Consider the following 22,297-nt stretch of genomic DNA (forward strand, 5'->3'; position numbering starts at 1 on the left):
CCGGCCAGAACCTGACCGCTACTGCGAGGATCGTGGACTCCATCGCGGCGCCCGACCCGGACGCCGCTGTGGAGAACGAGACGAAGGAGACCACCATGACCGTCACCCCCACGACCCACCTCAACTTCCGCGGCCAGGCCCGGGAGGCCCTGGACCTCTACGCCTCGATCTTCGGCGGCCAGGTGCAGGCGTTCACCTACGGGGACGCCCACAACGACGCCGACGGGGCCGTCCCCGACCAGTTGATGTGGGGCGGCTTCGACTCCCCCAACGGGCTGCGCCTGATGGCGTTCGACGTGCCGCCGGAGCGGCCCTTCGACCGCGGCGCCGACTCGGTGTTCGTCTCGGTGCGCAGTGACGACCCGGAGGAGATCACTCGCTGCTTCGAGGTGCTCGCCGAGGGCGGCCACGTGCGCACCCCCCTCGGCCCGGCGCCGTGGGGAACCCCGCTCTACGGGATGCTCGACGACCGGTTCGGCATCACCTGGGTCATGGACGTGCAGACCGCCCAGGGCTGAGGCCCCGGCGCGCGACGGCCGGGACTCCCGGCCGCCGCTCGGATCGGGGCGCGTAGGGTGAGCGCCATGGCCCTCATCGACAGCAGCGGTTTCGCCCACGTCCGGTTGACCGTCACGGACATCGCCCGGTCCAAGAAGTTCTACGACCTCGTGTTCGGCTGGCCGGTGGCCATCGACAAGTCCGCGGACGTGAACAAGCCCGGTGTCACCGACTCGGCGGCCGACTACTACGGCGGCACGGTCTACCAGACGCCGGACGGCACCCTGTTCGGGCTGCGTCCCGTGGGCCGTGACGACTTCGATCCGAACCGCACGGGCCTGGACCACGTCAGCTTCGCGGTGAAGAGCCGGAAGGACCTCGACGCCGCCGTGCGCGCGCTCGACGGCGCCGGCATCGCGCACGGCGAGGTGATCGAGCTGACCGACGCCGGCATCGCGATCCTCTCCTTCCAGGACCCGGACGACGTCAACATCGAGCTGACGGCGCCGCTGTCCTGAGCGGCCCCGACGACGGCGGGAGTCGCGTGCCCATGGATCTGAGCACCATCGAGGTCACGACGCTGGCCGGGGAACCGACGACGTTCGGCGCCCTCACCGGCGGGAAGGTCGCCCTCGTGGTCAACGTCGCCTCGCGCTGCGGCTTCGCTCCCCAGTACGAGCAACTGGAAGAGCTGCAGCGGCGCTTCGGCGACGCCGGGTTCACCGTGCTCGGCGTCCCGAGCAACCAGTTTCTCCAGGAGCTCGGCCGGGCGGACGCGATCGCGGCGTACTGCTCGACGACGTGGGGCGTCACTTTCCCGATGACGGAGAAGGTCCGGGTCAACGGACGGCGAGCCCATCCGCTGTACCAGGAGTTGACCCGCGTGCCCGACGCGCACGGGCGGGCCGGCTGGGTGCGCTGGAACTTCGAGAAGTTCCTCGTCCACCCCGACGGCCGCATCCGGCGGTTCCGGTCCGGCACCCGCCCCGACGCCCCGGAGATCGTCGAGGCGATCGAGGCGTGGACGGCCCGGAGGCCGCGACCCGGCAGCGGCCCGTCGACGTGACGCCCGGCGTCGGCCCCCGTGTCCCGCGGAAACCGCACGCCTACGCTCGAAGGATGACGACACCCACCGTGTACGTGATCCACGAGAACGCCGACTGGATGCCGCCCTTCCGCGCCGCGTTCGAGGCCGAGGGCGTCCCGCTGACGGAGATCGACCTCGGCGAGACCGGCAGCACCGTCGACCTTGGATCCGAACCGGCGCCGGGCATCTACTGGTCGCGCATGAGCGCCTCCGCCCACACACGCGGCCACGTCCACGCCAAGGAGGACACGCGGGCGCTGCTCCGGTGGCTGGAGTCGTGGGGTGAGCGCGTCGTCAACGGCAGCAGCGTGCTCGAGCTCGAGGTCAGCAAGGTGGCCCAGCACGGCCTGCTGCGTTCGCACGGGTTCGACGTTCCGCGCACGACGGCGGTGTTGGGCCGGGACGGCCTCGTCGAGGCGGCCCGCGCGTTCGAGCCGCCGTTCATCACGAAGCACAACCAGGGCGGCAAGGGTCTGGGCGTGCGCCGATTCGACACGCACGCCGACTTCGACGCCCATGTCGCGAGCGACGACTTCGAGGAGCCGGTCGACGGCATCACGTTGATCCAGGAGTACCTGGCCGCGCGGGAGCCGTTCATCACGCGCGCCGAGTTCGTGGGCGGCCGGTTCGTCTATGCCGTCCGCGTGGACACGTCCGCGGGCAGTTTCGAGCTGTGCCCGGCGGACGCGTGCGCGGTGCCGGATCCCTCGGGTGGGGACGCCGTCGAGCCGTTCGCGCTCCGCCCCAAGATCAACGCCGACCACCCGCTCGTGCGCCGCTACGAGGCGCTGCTGGCGGAGGCGGGCATCGAGATCGCCGGAATCGAGTTCATCGAGACCGCCGACGGTCGCACCGTCACCTACGACGTCAACACGAACACCAACTACAACCCCGACGTCGAGGCCGTCTCCCCGGTCTCCGGGCCGCGCAGCATCGCCCGCTTCCTCGGCGGGCTGCTCGCGGAGCACGAGGACGCCGCGGACACCGTCTTCCAGCGCGCCTGACGGCACCGCGCCGCGGCGTCGATGCATGTCAGAATCGACGCGCTCCCTCCGGTCACAGGAGCGGGTCGACGATGCGGTCCGGATCGAGGGGCCGCGCGGAACGCACCGCGACCCGCATCACGGTGGTGGGCGACCACGGGCGCACCCCGACGACCGGCCAGGCCGGACCGCGGGGGTCGAGGTTCACCAGCAGGTCGCTGCCGCGCTCGCGCCAGGCCCACCGGGCGTGCTCCCACAGCGCCCGCGCAGCACGGAGCTGTCCCGGGGCGAACCAGATCCGGTCGACCGCCAGGTTGCGCAGCACCCCGTCGCGCGGGACGACGTGCAGGGCGAGGTTCGCGAGCCGTACGGACGCGGGCATGTGCACGACCTCGAGGGCCCGGATCCGCCCCTCCTCCCGCAACGCCAGGCCCGCGACCACGTCGCCCGCCCGCGTGCGGGCGACGAGGCAGTGGTTGACGGGATCGTCGAAGGGCGACGACGCCAGCCAGGCCGCGAGCCGCTCGGCCGTCCAGTCGAGGCCGAAGTTGTGGGAGCCCGAGAAGGCGCAGATCCCCGCGGCCACCGCCTCGAGGTCACCGGGCTCCGCCTCGTCCAGCGTGACGCCGTCGACGCCTCGGGGTGGACGGCGGCGCATCGGCACCGGCGCGACGACCGTGCGCGCCGACGTGCTCGTCGCCCAGCCCGCAGCGTTGGCCGAGGATGCCGCGTTGCCCTGCTGGATGTTGGCGAGGACGACGCCGTCCTCACCCAGGGCCTCGCCGGCGCGGTCGAGCCTCCACGTCGCCAGAGCGCGCCCGATTCCCTGCCGCCGGTGCTCGGGGCCGACCACCAGGGAGTGCAGCAGCGCGTACGGGACCATGGCGCCCTCGAACCGGCATGTCCCGCGGCTCAGTGCCGCCGAACCGACCAGCGTCCCGTCGGTCGATTCCGCGACGACCTGGACGGTCGCGTCGTGGACGGTGTCGTGGGCCTGCGTCGCGCTCACCTGCAGCCGGGGTCGGAAGGTGACGGCACCCGTATCGGGGCTCGCCGCGACGAGGGCGGCGATCGCGCCCTCGTCCTCATCGGTGGCCTCACGGAGGACGACGTCGGTCGTCATGGCACGGCACCTCCCGCATCCGGACGGCTCCACCGTCTGCTGTCGGTGTGCTCCATTGTGTGTCGCAGCGCGACGCGGGGAAATGATGTGAGGAGCCGTCGAGCTGACCAGCGCTTCTGTCGGCGACGACGGCGGTGGACCGTCGTCGTCACGCCCACCACTGGTGCGCGCCGGCGCCGACGCCTAGCGTTGACAGCGGCAGAACAGTTCGCCTCACCCCTTCCGAGGGAGCTGTCTCATGCCTGCCCCACTTCCCGCTCCTGTCGCGGCCGCCCGCGCCCACTCCGCCTCCGCCGGCACCGCCGGGACCGCGACCAGCCGAACCACCCGTCGACGGAAGCGCGAGCGGCCCTATGTCCTGGGCCACGGACGCCGCGTCACGACCACGTCGCCGGCCTTCTCGGTCGACCTGGTCGCGCTCAGCATGGGCGATCTCCGCGCCCTGACGAGCTGGCTCTGCCGGGAACTCGACCGGGTGGCGGCCACCGACATCGACGACCCGGCCGACGTGGCCGCGCTGCGGATCCGGCATCACGAGGTGGCCACCGAGCTGCGCCTGCGCGAGCTGTCCGTCGCACCCGGCCGACCGGCGATCTGGGCCGTGTGATGAACCGCCTGAGGGGCGGGGGCGCCCTCAGGCGTGACGGTTCAGCCACGCGACGACGTCGTCCGTGACCTCCTCGCGGTTGATCTCGTTGACGATCTCGTGCCGGGCACCCGGGTAGACGGTCACGCTGACGTCCGTGACGCCCGCGTCGCGGTACCGCTGGGCGACCAGCTCGATGAGCGCTCCGTCGCCCGAGAGCGGGTCCTTCTCCCCCGAGGCGAACAACACCGGCAGGTCCGAGCGGAGTCTCGCGAGCTCCTGCGGGTCGGCGAGCCGGGCGCCGCGTCCCAGCATCTGCGGCATGGCGTCCTCGCGCATCGCGAAGCCGCACAGCGGGTCGGCGACGTACGCGTCGACCTCGGCCGCGTCGCGGGAGAGCCACTCGAACCCGGTGCGGGGCTCGAAGCCGGCGTTGAAGGCCTCCAGCCCGGCGGGCGCGCCCGGCGGCGCGGAGGCGATGGACTGCGCGAGCACGTCGACGGCGGTGGTGCCGGAGAGGATGACGCCGTCGTACAGGTCGGGTTCGTCGAGCAGGACGTCCTGCGCGGCCATCGAGCCCATCGAGTGGGCGAAGAGGAACAGCGGCACGCCGGGGTGGTCGGTGCGCAGCTGCCGCCCGACGGCGGCGATGTCGGCCGCGAGACCGCGGAAGCCGGCCTCCCCGAAGTCTCCGCGCTGCTCGGCGGTGGCGGAGTTGCCGTGCCCGCGGTGGTCGTGGGCGGCCACCTGGTAGCCGGCGTCGGTCAGCGCGCGGGCGAAGCGGTCGTACCGCGGGCCGTGCTCCGCCATGCCGTGCGCGATCTGGACGAGGCCGCGGCTCTGGGCCGGTACCGGCCATCGGTAGGTCGCCAGGGTGGTGCCGTCACTGGGAGAGACGAGGGAGGACTGGGTGATCGCCATGGGGTCCTTTCTCCGGCGCCGCGGGCGCGGCACACGTGAGGGTGATGCGGCTGACGTGGGACGTCAGTGAAGTGTGACACGGCCGAGCACGCGGCAGCGGCGTCCCGGGACCAGCGTTCAGGGAGCAGCGCGACGGGTCAGCCGGCTCAGACCGCGGCGAGCGATTCGTTGCGGAGCAGGTCCAGGAGGCGCCGCGTCGAGGCGTCGCTGTCGCTGTCGCTGCGGGTGATCGCGGAGACCGTCCAGCGCGGTGCGTCCGCGGGCATGGCGCGCGTGATCAACCCGGCGGCCTGCGGCTTGGCGGCCACGTGCTGCGGCACGATGGCGACGCCGAGCCGCCGATGCACCAGGTCGAGCAGGGTGTGCACGTCGTTGACGGTGCAGCGGATGCGGCGCCGGACGCCGTGGGTGGTGCACGCGTCGTCGTTCAACGACCGGATCGCCCACGAGTCGTGGAAGTCCACGTAGTCCTGGTCGGCCAGCTCGGCCCAGTCGACGGTGTCGCCGGTCGCGAGGTCGTGCCCGGGGTGGGCCAGCAGCACGAGGGACTGCTGCCCGAGTTCGGTGCGATCGAGGGTACCGAGATGCTCGCCGGTGGCGACGAAGGCGATGTCGAGGGAGTCGTCCCGCACGCGCGTCGTCAACTCGTGGGAGCCGGCCTGCACGTAGTGCAGTTCGACCAGCGGGTGGCGGTGGTGGACGCGCTCCAGCAGGGCATTGACGTCCACGACGCCGAGGCACTGCTCGGTTCCGATCCGGAGAGTGCCGGCGGGCTGGTCGGTGGTGCGCCCGACGGCGTCGCGAGCGGCGGCGGCCTGGGCGAGGATCGTCCGGGCATGGGCCAGCAGGGCGTGGCCGGCGTCGGTGGGTTCGACGCGGCGCGTGGTGCGGTCGAACAGGGACACGCCGAGCTCGTCCTCGAGGCTGCGGATCGCCGCGGACAGGCCGGACTGGGAGACGCCGCAGATCGCCGCCGCGCGCGTGAACTGCTGCTCGTCCGCGAGGGTGACGAGGTACTCCATCTGCCGCAGTTCCATGGAGGACTCCCTGATTCATGACTCGAACTGATGCACAGCATGATGATGAGTTGTTGGACTTCTAGCCTCGCGGTTCGTAGCTTAGGAGGCAAGTACACCCGTTCTCTCACCCTGGAGGTTCCCATGCAGCAGCGCACCATCGGTTCCCGCTCCGTCTCCGCGATCGGCCTGGGCGGTATGCCCATGTCCATCGAGGGCCGCCCGGAGCAGGAGCGCTCCGTGAAGACCATCCACGCCGCGCTCGACGCCGGCGTCACCCTGATCGACACCGCGGACGCGTACCACCGCGACGCGAACGAGGTCGGCCACAACGAGCAGCTGATCGCCGATGCGCTGCGCAGCTACAGCGGCAGCACCGACGACGTCCTGGTCGCCACCAAGGGCGGGCACCTGCGTCCCGGCGACGGTTCGTGGACTCAGAACGGCCGGCCCGAGTACCTGAAGGAGGCCGCGAAGGCCTCGGCCAAGCGGCTCGGCGTCGACGCCATCGGGCTGTACCAGTTCCACCGCCCGGACCCGGACGTCACCTACGCCGAGTCCGTCGGTGCGATCCGCGACCTGCTGGACGAGGGCGTCATCCAGATGGCCGGCATCTCCAACGCCACCGTCGCCCAGATCGACGAGGCCAACGAGGTGCTCGGCGGCCGGCTCGTATCCGTACAGAACCAGTTCTCCCCCGCATTCCGCACCAGTCTCGAGGAGCTGCAGCACTGCGCCTCGATCGGTGTCGCGTTCCTGCCGTGGTCGCCGCTCGGCGGTATCGGCAAGGCCGGCGACCTCGGCAGCAAGCACGACGCGTTCGGCCAGGTGGGCGAGGCGCACGGCGTCAGCCCGCAGCAGGTGGCCCTGGCGTGGGAGCTCGCGCTCGCGCCGATCGTCGTCCCGATCCCGGGTGCCTCGCGGCCCGAGAGCATCACCGACTCCGTCAAGGCGGCCGACCTGCAGCTCACGGCGGAGGAACTGGACGCGCTGAACAACGCGTGACCCGTCCCCTCCCTTCATCCCTGACAGGAGTCAATCATGAAGAGTGTTCCCCTGGGCCCCGGTGGCCTGACCGCGCCGAACGTGGTGCTCGGCCTGATGCGCATCTCGGAGAAGAGCGACGACGAGATCCGCACGCTGGTCAAGACCGCGCGTGACGCCGGCATCGACTTCTTCGACCACGCCGACGTCTACGGCTCACAGGTGCACGACTGCGAGGAGCGGTTCGCGAAGGCGATGCAGTTGACGCCGTCGCAGCGCTCGGACATCACCCTGCAAACCAAGGTGGGCATCGTGCGGGAGGGGCCGTACTTCGACTTCTCGCACGACCACATCATCGAGGGCGTCGAGGGTTCGCTGAAGGCGCTGAACACCGACTACATCGACATCCTGCTGCTGCACCGGCCGGACGCGCTGGTGGAGCCGGAGGAGGTCGCGCAGGCGTTCGACGAGCTGGAGGCCGCGGGCAAGGTGCGCTCGTTCGGCGTCTCCAATCACACGCCGCGGCAGATCGACCTGCTCAAGACGGCGGTGAAGCAGGAACTGGTTGCCAACCAGCTACAGCTGTCCATCACGCACGCGCCGATCATCGCCCAGGGCGTGGCGGCGAACATGGTGGGTGAGGACCAGTCGCTGACCCTGGACGCGGGCGGCATCCTCGACTACTGCCGGATCAACAAGATCACCGTGCAGGCGTGGTCGCCGTTCCAGGCCGGATTCTTCAACGGGCCGTTCCTCGGCAACAGCGAATACCCCGAGCTGAATACGGTGATCGACAAGCTGGCCGCCAAGTACGACGTGCCGGCGATTGGTATCGCGACGGCATGGATCACGCGCCACCCGGCGCAGATGCAGGTGGTCCTGGGCACGACGACGCCGGAGCGGGTGACGGGCGCCGCGCAGGGGTCCGACGTGCCGCTCACCCGGGCGGAGTGGTACGAGCTGTTCCGCGCGGCGGGGTACCGGGTCCCGTAGGGTTCCTGCTTCAACGGCGAGAGTCCGGATCCACGATGCGTGGGTCCGGGCTCTCGGCATGTCGGTTGCTAGGTTCTCGACATGAGCGATCCTCGCGAGATCACGTTGAGTGTGGATTATGGCCAGAAGTGGCCGCTGTCCGACATCATGTGGTTCGACGAGCACCAGCCCGACTGGTCGACGCTGATCGACCAGTCCCTCGCCGACCGGCTGACCGCGTGGGCTCGATTCTTCAACGAGCACGCGAATGAAGAGACCGGAAGCCTCGGGAGCGAAGAGAATCGACGGTGGTTCGACCTCGAAGGTGTGGCCCTGCTGAACGACTTGTCCACCGCGCTCGAGGGGATCTACCGCGTCCGGCTCAACCTCTGGTTCTGACAAGTCCGCTGAAATCGGGTGCACCCAATCTCAGCGCCATCGCCGCGGCGGATCGACTTGCTCAAGACGGCGGTCAAGCAGCCGCTGGTGGCGAACCAGCTGCAGCTGTCGATCACGCACGCGCCGATCATCGCCCAGGGCGTGACGGCGAACATAGTGGGCGAGGACCAGGCGCTGACGCTCGATGCCGGCGGCATCCTCGACTACTGCCGGATCAACAAGATCACTGTGCAGGCGTGGTCGCCGTTCCAGGCCGGGTTCTTCAACTGCCCGCTCCTCGGCAACGACGAGGACCCGGAGCTGAACGCCGTGATCGACCGGCTTGCCGAGAAGTACGACGTGCCGGCGATCGCGATCGCGACGGCGTGGATCACGCGCCATCCGGCGCAGATGCAGGTGATTCTGGGGACGACGACGCCGGAGCGGGTGTCGTGCGCCGCGCAGGGCTCGGCCGTGCCGCTGACGAAGGCAGAGTGGTACGAGCTGTTCCGCGCGGCGGGGTACCGGGTTCCGTAGGTCCCGGCGTCAACGGCGAGAGCCCGGATCCACCATGGGTCCGGGCTCCTGTCATGTGGGTTTACGATCAGCCTTTCAACTGCAAGAGCTCCGATGGCTTACCGCTCCACGACACCACAAGCTCATCGCGAGCTCGGGTGGCCGCAACATAGAGCAGAGACCTTTCCTGCAGGAGCGCATCCGCCTTTTCAGACTCGCCCAGGTTCCTAAGCGCCCATTGCATGGGCATATTGTCTTCGCCCACTCCGAAGAGAATGACTTTGGCGAACTCCATGCCCTTAGCGCGGTGCATCGTCATCACGACGGGGTCGCCAGGGTGAATTTCCTTGTCACTGACAACCTTCTGGGCCGTGATGCCGCGGTCGAGTAGCCCGCTGACCAGGAGGTCAACTTGCTTCCCGGCCCGGGCAAGGATCCCGATGTTCTCCGGCGCCAGCCCGTCCTCGCCGGTCCAGGCTCTGATCCACTCGGCGGTGCTGTCGAGCTCCGCCGAAAGCGAAGGCTCGGCCTCGAGCCTCGGCTTCGGGCCACTGCGCGCCGACGAGTAATCCGAGGACTTCTCCTCCTCATCTTCCAGATCGGTGAAGGGAACACCGGAGAGCAGGCCCACCGCGAAGGCGAGGTTCTGCGCCGTCGTCCGGTAGTTCAGCGTGAGCCGGCGCGAACGCCCAACGATCTGGATGCCGAACCGGCTGAGCGGGACTTTCTGCCCATAGATCCGCTGGTGCGAATCCTCGGCGATGAAGAGGTCGTTTGCGCCGGGTGCCACGAGGGCTCGGAGCAGAAGCCAGTGCCCTGCATGGAAATCCTGTGCCTCGTCCACGATTACATGATCGAACGGACGAACGGCCGAAACGTCGAGCGCCGCTGCGGCCAGCGCGGCGAGTTCTGGGTAACTCACAGCTCCCTTGGAGCGGCAGATCCTCCGATACGCCTCGATGACCTTCCAGACCTCGACGCGCTTCATTCGATTAAGGGGGGTCCCCCGCCCAGCGCGCGATACGGTCAGGTATCCGTCGCGGTCCGTCACGGCGTTGGCTAGGACGATCGACAGGTACTCCTGCCCTAGAAATGAACCGTTGGCCAGCGAGGGCTCGAGCTTGTGGTCCACTTGGGCGAGTGCCTCGTCCCATTCAGCGCCGCCGGAACGGTTCTTCGTCTCGGCCTCGGACACTCCGAGGACGCGTTCGAGCGCCGCCTTCTGCTCAACATCGCCGGCCTTGGACCACACCTGTGCTGCAACGGAGTCGATACCTGCGACAGTCACCGAGGCGTCGTCGACCTTATCGCTCTGCTTCAGCCCTGGATCGAGGCGGCCGAGGTTCTGCGCAAGGTTCTCGGCGAGGGTCTTGGTGAACGTCGTCAGGAGGATCCGCGAATCGGGATACTCGTCTGCGAGATGCCGAGCCCGGTGAATCGCCACGACCGTCTTGCCCGTGCCCGCGCCACCGGACAAACGGAACGCGCCGCTCCGGTCTTTCACTGCATACTGCTCCTGCGCCGGGTGCAGGAACACGAGCCAGTCCTGGAAGCTCTCGTTGTCAATGACGTACTGGAGCTCCTCGGAGCCCGCGGCATAGGTGAACTCGAGCTTCGCTGCAGGATGGCTCAGGCCCTCGAGGAGTTTCTCATCCTCAGACTTGTGTGGATCGTCCACGTACGTGCCGATCCCCAGATTTTCCTTGACTGCCACGAGGGGCTTCCCCGCCTCGAGGTCAATGAGCGCGAGCCCTTGCCACTCTGGAACGGTCTCGTCCGTCACCACGGCTTCGAACGACTCTACCGACGCGGCGCCGATCGCGGCCGAACCGGTGCTTTCGGGGATACCGAGCTCTTCGAGCAAGTACTCCGCGGTGTACCCGGCCTGCGCGAGGCCGCTTGTCCACACCGGGCTCGGGACCTCTTTCGGCTCCTGGAGCACGACGGCAGGCTGGTTGCCTCCGCGCGGCTCCGGCGCCGTCCGTACGAGCTCAGAAATGCCGGTCACGGGATTCAGTGTGAAGGTGGAGGTCTGGGCAACTTTGATGGCATCGTCGTGATTCCACGTGCCCATGTACAAGTAGTGCGGCTCCCCGCCAACAACGACCTTGAACAGCACCGCCCGGAACTGCAGGTCGACCCGGCCGGTGCGTACCCGCGAGTCTTCCGAGTTCTTGATGGGCTCGATATGCAGTCCCGGCGTGGTGTCGTCATTCTGCAGTTTTTGCAGGAACGCAAAGATCTTTCCGTTGATCGACCCATCCGCCGCCGGGGCGCCTTTTGCAAGGGTCACCGATGCCATCAGTTGCTCTCCTTCGTCCCGACCGCGTGTCCGATTCCTTCAATATCAAATCCCACTGACACCCAGCCGGCTGGCAGTTCCGGGTTCTCCTTGGCCAGCACCACCGCGACTCGCTGCGCGGGCCACGCGATGTCGATCGGCGTCCCGTCCGGCAGCTCATAACCGAGCTCGGGCACAGGGAGTCCGTCCATCTCTGACAGTGCCAGCAAGACGTCCTTCTCAGCGGATGTCGCGAGCTCCAGCAGCTCCTGCCACTCGGGCGAGAGGTGCTTGCCGAAGGCGCCCGGCTCCACGACGGCGGGAGTCTCAGGCTGAGCCAGGGTCACCGCGCCGATCACTGGCGCGACACGCTTGAATGCGAGCAAGTTGCTGAGCCGTAACCATTCGCGCCATACCTCGTGATAGCCCGCCTGCGCGACGGCTTCCTCCCGAGAATCGAGGAGGAGCACGACGGCGGTGCTCGCCATCGCGCTCGAGGTCGCGCCAGAAATGAAGCGCAGCGGACCATCCGAGTAGGCCCAGCAAGGATTCGGTCCAGCAACGGGTGCCGCGGCCCGATCGTCGAGGCTAGCGCGGGCGTACTCTGCGAGCTCGAGCACAGCTCCCTTGAAGCGGTGAGCGTTGCCCGTCGCGAACAGCGGCACGGCGTCGGAGAGATCCGCCCAACCATCGACGTCGGGATCCTGGATCCACTGCCACAGCTGGGAGACCGCGTCCTGGTGGAGTGCCGCGAGCAGCGTGGGCTTCAACGGTGTCTTCCCGCCTTGGACGAGAGCGGCAGCCTTCTGGTTGAACCACGGCGAGGCACGAACAGCGCCCGTCTCCGCGAAGGCGTCGATGTCCTCCCATGTGACGGCCCATGGGATGACGCCGATGTCCCGCAGTGCCGCGCGTTTCGCGGCGTCGTCGCCCATGCGGTTGTGCTCAGGCGACGCGTGGAACTGGTACCCGTCGGTATAGATCGCGATGCGCGGGGTGTTCGGATCGGCGGTGGAGAGCACGAAATCCGGCCGGGTGCCCTGGATGTCGGTCTGGGGCTCGAGCCACCAGATGTGTTTCGCCCCGGGGAGCCGGAACTCGATCTTGTCGGCGCGGATGCCCGGAGTCACCTTGATGTGTGCACCGTACTTCGACAACCGGTCCACGAGCGCCTTGCGGAACTTGACCTCGAGATGCGACTCGACGTCCACCGCGACGGGCGGTACGTCGGTAACCTCCCAGTCACTGAAGGAGGGCTCGCCGTCGTCCACTGCGCCGTCCTTGCCGGCAAGGATGTTCCGCAGGACTCGCTCCGCTGTCACGCGCGCGACGTGCTCGACCTGCCACGGCGGGGCGAACGGCAGCAGACAGCGGTGGCAGGCGAGTCGTTCCTCGTGACGGCATTCGCAGTTCCGCACCACGTCCCACGCGGCGTGCAGCAGCTTCCAAACCTTCTCCGGCTCGGCGAATTCGGCGAGGTAGCCCGTACCGCCGGGGACCTTGTCGTGCAGGAGTAGGGAAACGGCGGTACCGCCATCGGCTGGCTCGTTGATGGGCACAGCGGCGATGTGATCCGGCGAGCCGCCGATCACTTCCCGCAGCCCGAGCAGCAGTGCGGCCGTGAGGCTTGGAAGGGCGAAATCGTCGCCCAGCACCCGCCCGGCAGGTAGTCGGATGGCGACGCCCTGGGTATTGAGTACCCGAGCCAACGCCAGCTCGGCGATGTGCTCGTCGGAGGACTTTCGGTTCTTGCACCAAAAACGGTGTTCCTCGGGGGTGTTGGACTTGGCGCCCAAGTCAAGCTTGCCGCAGTATGAGCACACTCTGAACAGCGGGGCCTTCGCCTCGTTGCCCGCGATCAGCCGCGGCGCGGCGTTCACCGAGGCACGCCCGAGGTTGAGCCAGCGCAGCTGCACGCGGTTCGCGTACTTGGCGCCGAACTCGAAGCCCTTGAGGAACCACTCGTCCGTGACGTGCTCGGGATCGATGTCCGCGGCCAGGACGGTGTTGAACCGTTCCTTGACGCGCTGGTCGTTGCGGTCGCCGATCGCCGCCTCGTCGCGGCGCACCTCGGCTGAGACCTTCTTCATGATGACGACGTCGAATTGCTGGCTCACGTCCGCGATCCCGGCGAGCTTGCACCGGCCGCAGGCCTTGACGAGGCCGCCCTCGTTCCCGGCGTCGGTGTTGACCCAGCCGCACTCCGGGCAGACCTGCCAGCGCTGGACGTGGCTCTGCTGGGGGCCGAGGTCCACGGCGTCGATCTTCACCTCGAGGCCGCGCGAGTAGAACGTGGCGCCCGGCGCGAGCTCGTTGATGGCGATCGCGGCGCCACGCTGGAGCGAGATGGTCTCGGTGTGGTACTCGAGGGACTCGGCGTCCTGCGTCGTCACTCCGATGTCGAAGTTCACCGAATCGTCGAGCAGGGTGTAGTTCGGCAGGATGCCGTACTTCTCCAGCACCGAGATCCAGTACTCGCCCCGGAGGTCGAAGAGCTGCCCGCGCAGCATCCTCTGGGTCGCCTCGGCGGACTTGGGCGCGCGCTTCGCTTCGTCGTCGGCGCCGTTGTGCTCGGCCATCGCCCGCAGCTCGGGGAGGGTCTTCTCGATCTCGTCGATCCGGGCCTGGAGCTCGGCGCAATCGGCCGCCCAGAGCCGTGCTGCCCGCACGGCGTGCTCGGCGAGCTCACTCGAACCGTCCTCGCGCGGGGTGGCCCACTCCCGAAGCCGGTCCCGGCTGGCCGGCGACAGCGAGGTCCCGAACTGCCCGAGGAACTCGCCCAGGTACTCGTCGGCGTGCTCGTGCGCGGCGGCGATGAGGCCGCCGAGGAACGAGCCCGGTTTGTCGTGCCCGAGCGCGGCGGAGGCCTTGCGCGGGTGCGGCCGCCCGACGTCGCGCGCAAAGCGGTCCACGAGATGGGCGAGGTACTGGCGCTGGAGGATCTCCTCGGCGTCGAGAAACGTAGCTGGCGGGCGTACCTCGCCGTTGATCACGGAGAGCGGGTCGTGGAGCTTGGGCAGGTGCTCGCCCCGGCCGCGGGCGTAGGCGAGGACGAGCGAGTTGCCCGTCAGGCGTCCTGCCCGGCCCACCCGCTGGAGGTAGGAGGACACAGACGTGGGCAGCGACGCGAGCATGACACAGGAGAGGTCGCCGATGTCGATGCCCATCTCGAGCGTCGGCGTCGCGACGAGCACGTTGGGCGCGTCCGGAAGCTGTGCCGAGGACTTGAACTGGTCCTCGATCTTCAGCCGCACCTCGTCCGGCAGGAGCGATGTGTGCTCGCTGGCGACCACGCGCTTGGGCTCGCGGGTCGCGTAGAGCTTGCGGTAGAAGTTGTCCTCCTCCGCCTGGCGCACGAGCCGCCCGGGGCAGCGAACGTAGGTGCAGGGAGCGCCGTCGAACTCATCGACCGCGCGCCGTGTGCCTGGAGTCACGGCCCGGCACACGCTGCACGCGAGGAAGTGCCTGCCAGCACCGACGTCCTCTCCCTGCGGTGCCTGCAGCAGAATCCGGTCCGTGGGCAGGGCGAAGACGGTGGCGCCGTCCTTGGCGGTGACCGACTCGAGGACGCCCTGCTCTTCGAGCTGGCCGAAGAGCGCCTTGGCCACGTACGTGGCGTCGGCTGCGGGGAGCTTGAGGCAGCGGGCGGTCCAGCGGGTGTACCAGCTCTGGGTGCTCGCGATGGGGTCCATCTCGCCCGGGTCTCCCCCGCCGAGGCGCGGGAAGGCGGGAGCCGAGCGGCCGCGCGGGAACGCCGGCATGCCCTCGCTGCGGCGCCGACCGCCCCAGATCTGCCAGCGCTGGTTCCTCGCGCCGGCGGCGGCCATGTAGCTCTCAAGCCACTTGTGGCGGATCCCGCCCTGAGTCCGGACGCGTTCGACGACGCCACGCACCCAGGCGAGCAACGCGCCGTCGTCCGTCACATCGCCCTCCAAGCCGAGCGTGCCCGGCATCGCCTCGAGGGCTGTGCGGGCGGCGGCGAGCATCGCGGCGGGCGACCCCGCGTCGGTCTCGGCCACGATGGCGCCGGTGAGCTCGAGGGTGCGGCCGAGGCGGGACTGGAGGCCGAACTCGATCGAGGCGTCGAAGAGGACGCGCTTCTGCGCGTTGCGGGTGGCGCGCAGGCGCTCTCGGGCCGCGGAGGCGGGGTCCCAGTAGGCCTTGAACTGGGGGCGGTCGGCGTAGTCGGGGGCGATGAGCTGGTATTTGCGGACAGGGGTGGTGGCGTCGACGAGGGCGGCGTCGACCGTCTCCTGAAGCGCGGCCGCTCCCCCACCGGGCGCGGCGATCTCGAGTGCGTTCCGGAACGCCGAGCGCAGTGTGAGGATGTGCGAACGTGCCTGGACGAAGCCGGCGCGGTGGGCGGCGTCCTGGACGCTGTCGGTGAAGACGAGGGCCTTCTTCTCGCCCGAGTCGAGGCCGTCGGCGCCGAAGAGGTTAGAGATGCTCACCGAGAGCATGGTGGCGATGGCGCTGCCGAGGAAGCGGATGCCGTCCTTGGTCTGGCAGGCCGGGCAGCACTCCTCCTTGGACTGGTCGTCGGCGTCCTGGCCCAAGAGCATGAGCACGGGCACGATCCGGCCCTCGTGGGCCTCAGCGCTGTCCTCGGCGGGCGGCTCGGCGAGGACGGTGCGGTTGACGGTGTCGAGCCAGCGGAGCCCATCCGCCACGCTGCGGGTCTCGGCGCGGTGGGCGTCCTCGTTGGGGGCATGGATGAGCGCGCGGAAGCGCGGGTTGCCGGTGGCGGCCTCGCGGCGGATCTTCGAGTCGTCGTTCTCGAGGTCGGCGCCGGTGGGGCCGAGGACGGCGCCCCACCCGGAACGGCCGCAGTGGCGGCAGTAGATGGCCGGGAGATGGAGGGTCTGGTCCGTGTGCGGACCGTCGTCATTCCACCGGTAGCGGTGCTCGGCGTCCACGGACTTGTCGATGCGGGAGAGCTCGCGGACCCAAAGGTGTGTATCGACGGAGACGGCCTCACGGCCGTGCTGGGCGCGGACGTGGCTCAGGAGGGCGAGGAAGTGCGCCATGAACTCGGTGTGCCGATCGGCGAGCGAGGCTCGCCGGCGTGGGCCGCCGGTCGCGTTGAACTCGCCGAGGACCCGCTCGGCGAGGACCTCGAGGGCGACGGCGTCGCTCGTCTCGCGCAGCACGGCGCGGGTGAGGGGGTGGGTGCGAACGGCTTCGAGGAGGTTCTCGGGCTGGCCGCCGAAAAGGAGTCTGCTGACGTGCTCGACGATGACGGCGTTCGGGTCTTCGACGCCGGCGAAGAGGGCGGCCTCGATGAGCTTGGTGGTCTCCTCAAGACCAGCGGCGACGCGCGCGAGTTCCTCTGGAGTGCCTGGTTGCTCGGCGCCGGCCCAGCTGTCGATGCTCAGGCGGGATTCGGTGACGACCGCATCGTCGGAGAAGGTCTCGCCGAAGACGGTCTCGGCGAATCGGAGCATGGGTTCGGACTCGCCCTTGGCTCCGAGGGTGGCCGAGGTGGCGACGGGAGTGATGCGGCCGAGCGGACGGGTCCGGTCCTCTTCGGTCGGTCCGAACGGGACGGTGCCGAGATCGACGGGCCAGTGGCTCTTGAGGGTGAGGCCGAGCCGGCGGAGGAGCATGGTGACGTCGGTGCCCTGGGCACCGTCGTAGGTGTGGAACTCGTCGAGGACCAAGTACTGGAGCGAGGTCGCGGACTGCTCCCAGATGGGAGCGTCATCGTCGCGAAGGAGGAGCATGTCCAGCATCTTGTAGTTGGTCAGGAGAATGTCCGGGGCTTCGCTGCGGAAGATCTCGCGCGAGTTGATCAGGCCTGCGGCGGATACGGTGGTGCGCTTCTGGACGCCGCGCTGGCCGGTGTAGATGCCTGCACTGATGCCGCCCAATTCGGGGTTCCCGGTGAGCGCTCGGGCGAGGCGCTGTGCCTGATCGTTGGCGAGGGCGTTCATCGGATAGAGGATGAGCGCCTTCATCCCCGTGATCCCGGCGGCCCTGGCCCTGAGGACGTGGTCGAGAATCGGGTACAGGAACGATTCGGTCTTACCAGAGCCCGTGCCGGTCGTGACAAGCGTTGGTTCCGGCCTTCTAATTCCGCTGGTTGAGCCTGTCGAAACCTTAGAAGTCAGCCGCTCGAACGCCCGGGCCTGGTGCCCGTAGGGGGTGAATCCATTGTACCAATCAAGACTCTCTCGCCAACCGTCTGAGGCGGGCTCGAACGGCAGTCGCAGACGGACGAAAGGCCCCTTGAAGATCCCATCGTTCGAGTCCTCCAGGAAGGCCTGCAGCCCGCTGCGCGCCTCGCGATCCGTCAGGGCAAACGTGGTCGACAAGTAGTCGATGAGCCCAGTCTGGAGGACTTCGGCCTGTTGAGTGGGAAGGAGGACGGCCATCAGCTCGTCTCCGCGAGCAGCTTCTCGAAGTGCGAATAAGCCCTGCGCATGTCCTCTTCACGGTCGTACGAGACGAAGGGGAACTCGAAGACATTCTCGACGCCGCTTTGCGGATGGGTCCATGTCCGCTCGGCAAGCGTCAGATCCTCACTGCGCTGGCGATAGAGCTTGTTCATCTCCCCAGGCACCTTGCGCCCGTTCGCATCGTACAAGTCCGTCCGTTCGTAGCCCATCAACACGGGGAACTGGGCGCGATAGATACCGGAAAGTTCGTCGATACTGAGATCAAAGGTCAGCGCCGCAAGTGCATCGAGTTCGACCATCAGCTCGCGGCGATCCCGCGCAATGCGAGATACAACGCTAGAATCCCAAGGTACGCCCATAATATCGATCCAGAAATCTTCGTACGCTCTCGTGACACAGACAAGTCGGGCCACGCGCTCACAGACTTCTGGACTCAATTTACCGCGGACTAGCCCAGGGAGCCTGTCCATGAACGACACGTGCAGGTTTGCGATACCTGTGGTCTTGACCAAGAAATCAACGACGATGGAACTCCAAAGGCCTGAAATGCATGCCAGTTCACGTGCGCCCACTCCTCCGGCGGCAAACGAAATGTGGGTTGTTCCGGGAGGAATGATTGAGGTGTGCACGGTCCTCTGACCAGTGACGGATGCCATTTGTCGCCAGACAATTCTGTATCCATGACGAACCGGCACTGGCTCACCATCCGACGAAAGCCATCGACCGTACGCAGCATCGTAATCCACATCTGCGACATCGCGCTGATAGCTCGTGCGCGGGATGAAGTCTTCTGGCAGGGCCTCAAGGTCGATCTCAGTCCAGTCGAGGTTATTCTTCATCGTTGGATTGGGCTGCTTCGCGAAGGGGTTGGCCACCGTGAAGTGGGGTCCCTGGAGGATCACGTCGTCCCATGAGGTCGGAACCGCTGATCCGACCTCGAAGTAGCCCTTCTTGCGGTCGGTGGTCTCGTTCCAGCCGCTCGAGTATTGAAGACCGAGCTCGCGCACCCGGGGGGCCTTGCTGAGCTTCTCGAGCACTCTGGAGCTAGCTCGGTTGACCGGATACACCATGCGCGCTTGGACCGGGGGTGTGCCCGGCTCATCGAGGATGTCGGCCCATACGGCCAGAACTGTTTCGTCGACGTCAATGATTCGATCGCTGTGCGGTCGCTGGTCCCAATTACCCTCATCGTCCTTGAGACCTGGCACCTCTCCAGAGCCGTCATGGACGAGGGACCGCGCTACCGTGTCCGGATGGTACAAAGACGCGGCCATCTTGAAGGAGGGAACCACGCGGCGTCGTCCGTAAACATGTACGCCATAGGAAACGAGGTGGTGGATTTCAAAGAGTGAAAGCTCGTTGATGAACTGCCAGTGGCGTCGCAGCCGCCGATAAGTCTCTGCACGGAGCAGGGCGGCTTTCTTCTCGGTGAAGTGCGACTCGGGGTGCAGAAGAGCGGCCGTTCCACGATTAGATGTCGATCGCCAAACACGTTCCATGAACACCCGGTAAAGGTCCGGTCGCAGACCCGCAATGACTGGGTAGTTTACTTGATCGCTGATTGAATCTCGCACGCCTGCAATTGTGGCTGCCTGATAGCACATAAACTCTTGATATTCCGGATCGGCGATCGCTTCCGCCTTCTTTACTCCGATCGCCTTCTGAGTGGGCTTCTCTGCGAGCTGCCACCATGGATCGAACTCTGCGAACGTCGCTTTCTCGTCCCAATCGGGCCGGACCCACGGCGGGTTCCCGACCTGAAGGTCGAACCCTCCGCGTCCAAACACTGAGGCGAAGTCGAGCTCCCAATGGAAGAAGCCCTGATCCGCCGCGATCCGCTCGCATAGGCGGAGCCATGGATGAGCGGCCAAGACCGCGTCGATGTCGGCGGCGAGGGCGAACTGGAGGTCGGCATGCTCGGCCTCGTTGAGCTCGTCCCAATTCGCTCCGGCTCCGAGCGTGCGCTGCCCGGCCATCTTGGAGTCCCTGCCCTGATGGCCCAGGATCCCCTCGAGTGCGTCGACCCATTGATTGATGGTCGGAGGAAGGGCGCCGTCAGTCGCGCGGTTGGTAAGGGGCCAGAACCAGAGCGCGTTCCACGCATTCATGACGCGCCGGAGACGCTGGTAGGCACCGTTCGCGTCGTTGATGGTGCGCTCGATCTCCCACCGGCTGACGGGGCGGCTGCATTCGACTCGCTGAACCGCTGGCGCGGGCTTTCCAAAAAAGTCGATGTCCCTACGTGCTTCCCGCTCCGCGATCTCAAAGCGGCGGAGGGTCAGCTTCCAGAGTGATTCGACCCGTCGTGACAGATTCAGGAACCTGTCGAGCTGCGGCTTGGTCGGCTTCACGCGCACGGACTTGCGCCAACTGCCGAGAGCCTTCTGGGCGTCCCCAGCGAGGTCCTTGACCTCCTTGGCGTCGGACGCCGCTCCCCATCCCTGAGCCGGGAGTAGGAAATGGTGAACCCGGCCGCTCACGGCAGGATCGTCGTCGTCCGCTTCTAGCGCGGCGACCAGGCCACTGAGGGGAGCGTCGTACGGCGCCGACGTCAGCCACGACTTGTCCTTGATCTGTGCGACCGAATACGTGGCGCGGCGAGCACCGATCAGCGAGTTGCCCCGGCGTAGCCGCAAACCGAACCAGGGCGCCTGCAGGCCCTTCACCATGGTGTCGAGCCAGAGCGACACTTCGGCGAGCTCTACCGCCGTCGCGTTGAGGTCCACGCCGTGGACCTGATGCAGGGCGATCTGCGCCTTCACCTTCTGCAGCTCGACCGGGTACTCGTCGGCCGCGATGCGGACGTCGAGCTCCTCCTGCTTGCGCTTGAGGTACTCGTCGGCGAGCTGTCGGACGGCCTCTATGGCGAAGGCGCCGGAACCGAGGGCGGGCTCGCAGACGGTGAGCTTGAGGATGTCATCCGCGGGGGTGGTCGTGCCGTCCTGGTCGAGGAGCTCCTCGAGGGCCTGCGAGACGACGAACTTCGTCAGGACCTCAGGCGTGTAGTACGAGGCCGACTGCTGCCGCTCCCGCCCAGCGAGACGAAACACGAACGAGCCCTCCTCGTGGAGGACGGGCTTGGACTCGCCGGTGAGCTCGTCCTCGTACGTGACGAAGTGCTTCTGCTCGATGTCCGCCGACCGCTGGACGGGCACCACCCATGAGCCCTTCGACGCGTCGCCGTCCTTCGCGACCTCGTACAGGTCCTCCTTGGCGATGAAGCCGGTGTAGGACATGAGGCCCTCATAGACTGCGCCGAGCTGGTTGACGCCGAGCTCCGCGTAGGAGATGAAGCCGCGGTCTTTGCCGCGGGCTTCCTTGCTCAGCAGGAGGTGCTCGAGGACCTTCTGCAGGGCGGCGTTGCTGAGCTTGACCTCGTCGATGCCCTCGGTCGCCTTCTTGGAGAAGAGGTCCGCTTCAAGGTTCTCGAACGTGAGGGCGTCCTCAGGGTCGGCCGGATGGTGGCCACCGTTGACGAGCGTGAAGAGGCGGTTGAGGGACTCATAGAGGTGAGTGCCATGCTTGGCGCGCTCGGACGTGAGTGGGTTGAGCACGAGCTCGCGGATGCGGTCCAGTCCGTAGCCCTGGTCGTAGCGCTCGTCGCCCACAGGGATGACGCCCATCTCCGGGGACGCCTCCGCGTAGAGGAGGAACAGGATCCGGTAGAGGAAGCGCAGGGACTGACGGGCAAGGCCTTGGCCGTCCACGCCGTCATTGCTCAGGCCCTTGGCGGTGCGGCGTTCGAGGACGTCGTTGGCGATGATCTCGATGGAGAGGCGGATGCCCTCGCGGAGGTCTTTGGAGACGCCGACGGTGTGCTTGACGGACGCCTCGAGGATGGCATTCCAGGCGATATGCTCACTCGCGTCCGGGTAGAGGGAGTCCGGGCCGAAAATCGCCAGGAGACGGTCGAGCTCGCCGCCTCGCTTGGTGTCGTTGCGTTCGACGGCGAGCAGCGCATCTGCGGCGAGGTATCGGCCCTCGGCCCAGCGCTCCGCCTCGGTGAGGATGAGCCAGCGGCCGGCCATGAGCACGATGAACTGCGGCTTCACGTCGGCCTGGTAGAGCTCGGAGATGAGCTTGCTGGCCGAGTAGTTGGCCTCCTTGTCGTCCACGACGGCCTTCTGGAGGAGCTCGCCGCGATCCTTGGAGAGGGCATCCTCGAGGGAGTCTGCGGGCTTCGCTTCGACGAAGAGGATCTCGTTGTTGGGGCTCGACCAGACGTTGTGGGCGAGGAGCTCGGCGCCGCTGCGCTCTGTCTTGAACGTGGTGCTCGGGCCGTGGAAGCCGAGGGCCTCGCGGAGCTCCCGGTAGGTGCGGGTGGCGTTCTCGGGCTCCTCGGCGAGTGCGGCGAGACTGATCTGGAGATGGCCTCGGGCTTTGCGGAGGCGTTCGAGGGGCGAGGTCTCGCCGTCCTTGGCGGCCTCGTCCCACTGCTTGCGGAGCTTGAGGACCTCGGACTGGAACGACTCTCCCGCCTTGGTGGTGTCCGTGGTGAAGTAGTGCTCGCTGACGAAGTCCTCGCCGACAACGAATGAATCGAACGAGGGCATC

At 67.6% G+C, this 22,297-nt stretch carries 14 protein-coding genes and 1 pseudogene; 9 read left to right on the forward strand and 6 right to left on the reverse strand.

Annotation, left to right across the window (positions count from 1 at the left end; translation table 11 throughout):
- Nucleotides 1-32 precede the first annotated feature (32 nt).
- From V6N00_RS03990 to V6N00_RS04005, 4 genes are all read left to right on the forward strand, one after another.
- A complete protein-coding gene (locus V6N00_RS03990; RefSeq protein ID WP_334230800.1) occupies nucleotides 33-518 on the forward strand; it encodes a VOC family protein in 486 nt (161 codons plus the stop codon).
- A 66-nt stretch (nucleotides 519-584) separates the two neighbouring features.
- On the forward strand, nucleotides 585-1,016 hold the full coding sequence (locus V6N00_RS03995; RefSeq protein ID WP_334230801.1) for a VOC family protein: 432 nt from the start codon (nucleotides 585-587) through the stop codon (nucleotides 1,014-1,016).
- 32 nt (nucleotides 1,017-1,048) lie between these two features.
- Entirely contained in the window at nucleotides 1,049-1,564 is a 516-nt protein-coding gene (locus V6N00_RS04000; protein ID WP_334230802.1) for a glutathione peroxidase, read from the forward strand.
- A 53-nt stretch (nucleotides 1,565-1,617) separates the two neighbouring features.
- A complete protein-coding gene (locus tag V6N00_RS04005; RefSeq protein ID WP_334230803.1) occupies nucleotides 1,618-2,589 on the forward strand; it encodes an ATP-grasp domain-containing protein in 972 nt (323 codons plus the stop codon).
- 52 nt (nucleotides 2,590-2,641) lie between these two features.
- Here V6N00_RS04005 and V6N00_RS04010 read toward each other — a convergent pair whose 3' ends face one another.
- A complete protein-coding gene (locus V6N00_RS04010; RefSeq protein ID WP_334230804.1) occupies nucleotides 2,642-3,691 on the reverse strand; it encodes a GNAT family N-acetyltransferase in 1,050 nt (349 codons plus the stop codon).
- A gap of 238 nt (nucleotides 3,692-3,929) precedes the next feature.
- On the opposite strand from V6N00_RS04010, the gene V6N00_RS04015 reads away from it, so the two are divergent.
- A complete protein-coding gene (locus tag V6N00_RS04015) occupies nucleotides 3,930-4,298 on the forward strand; it encodes a hypothetical protein (RefSeq protein WP_334230805.1) in 369 nt (122 codons plus the stop codon).
- A gap of 27 nt (nucleotides 4,299-4,325) precedes the next feature.
- Here the strand turns inward: V6N00_RS04015 and V6N00_RS04020 are convergent, their stop codons facing one another.
- Together V6N00_RS04020 and V6N00_RS04025 are read right to left on the reverse strand one after the other, a co-directional pair.
- Nucleotides 4,326-5,198 (reverse strand): alpha/beta hydrolase, encoded by an 873-nt coding sequence (locus V6N00_RS04020; protein ID WP_334230806.1) that lies wholly within the window; start codon nucleotides 5,196-5,198, stop codon nucleotides 4,326-4,328.
- Between the two features lie 146 nt (nucleotides 5,199-5,344).
- Nucleotides 5,345-6,235, reverse strand: a complete 891-nt coding sequence (locus V6N00_RS04025; RefSeq protein ID WP_334230807.1) for a LysR family transcriptional regulator — start codon at nucleotides 6,233-6,235, stop codon at nucleotides 5,345-5,347.
- A 123-nt stretch (nucleotides 6,236-6,358) separates the two neighbouring features.
- On the opposite strand from V6N00_RS04025, the gene V6N00_RS04030 reads away from it, so the two are divergent.
- The 4 genes and pseudogenes from V6N00_RS04030 to V6N00_RS04045 all read left to right on the forward strand — a co-directional run.
- Nucleotides 6,359-7,219, forward strand: a complete 861-nt coding sequence (locus V6N00_RS04030; protein ID WP_334230808.1) for an aldo/keto reductase — start codon at nucleotides 6,359-6,361, stop codon at nucleotides 7,217-7,219.
- 36 nt (nucleotides 7,220-7,255) lie between these two features.
- Nucleotides 7,256-8,191: an aldo/keto reductase gene (locus tag V6N00_RS04035; RefSeq protein WP_334230809.1), complete on the forward strand. Its 936-nt coding sequence runs from the start codon at nucleotides 7,256-7,258 to the stop codon at nucleotides 8,189-8,191.
- Between the two features lie 81 nt (nucleotides 8,192-8,272).
- A complete protein-coding gene (locus tag V6N00_RS04040) occupies nucleotides 8,273-8,569 on the forward strand; it encodes a hypothetical protein (RefSeq protein WP_334230810.1) in 297 nt (98 codons plus the stop codon).
- Nucleotides 8,570-8,605: 36 nt separating this feature from the next.
- A pseudogene (locus tag V6N00_RS04045) lies at nucleotides 8,606-9,085 on the forward strand (aldo/keto reductase); the annotation flags it as partial.
- Nucleotides 9,086-9,152: 67 nt separating this feature from the next.
- Here V6N00_RS04045 and V6N00_RS04050 read toward each other — a convergent pair.
- From V6N00_RS04050 to V6N00_RS04060, 3 genes are read right to left on the reverse strand one after another with little or no spacing between them, the layout of a single operon-like run.
- Nucleotides 9,153-11,366, reverse strand: a complete 2,214-nt coding sequence (locus tag V6N00_RS04050) for a 3'-5' exonuclease (RefSeq protein ID WP_334230811.1) — start codon at nucleotides 11,364-11,366, stop codon at nucleotides 9,153-9,155.
- Nucleotides 11,366-17,719, reverse strand: coding sequence for a DEAD/DEAH box helicase (locus tag V6N00_RS04055; protein ID WP_334230812.1), 6,354 nt, complete (start codon nucleotides 17,717-17,719; stop codon nucleotides 11,366-11,368). The genes V6N00_RS04050 and V6N00_RS04055 overlap by 1 nt, the downstream gene beginning before the upstream one ends.
- Entirely contained in the window at nucleotides 17,719-22,296 is a 4,578-nt protein-coding gene (locus tag V6N00_RS04060) for an Eco57I restriction-modification methylase domain-containing protein (protein ID WP_334230813.1), read from the reverse strand. Before V6N00_RS04060 ends, V6N00_RS04055 begins: the two co-directional genes overlap by 1 nt.
- Nucleotide 22,297 lies beyond the last annotated feature (1 nt).

The sequence above is a fragment of the Tersicoccus mangrovi genome (assembly GCF_036881825.1).
In the GTDB taxonomy this organism is placed as follows: Bacteria; Actinomycetota; Actinomycetes; order Actinomycetales; family Micrococcaceae; genus Tersicoccus; species Tersicoccus mangrovi.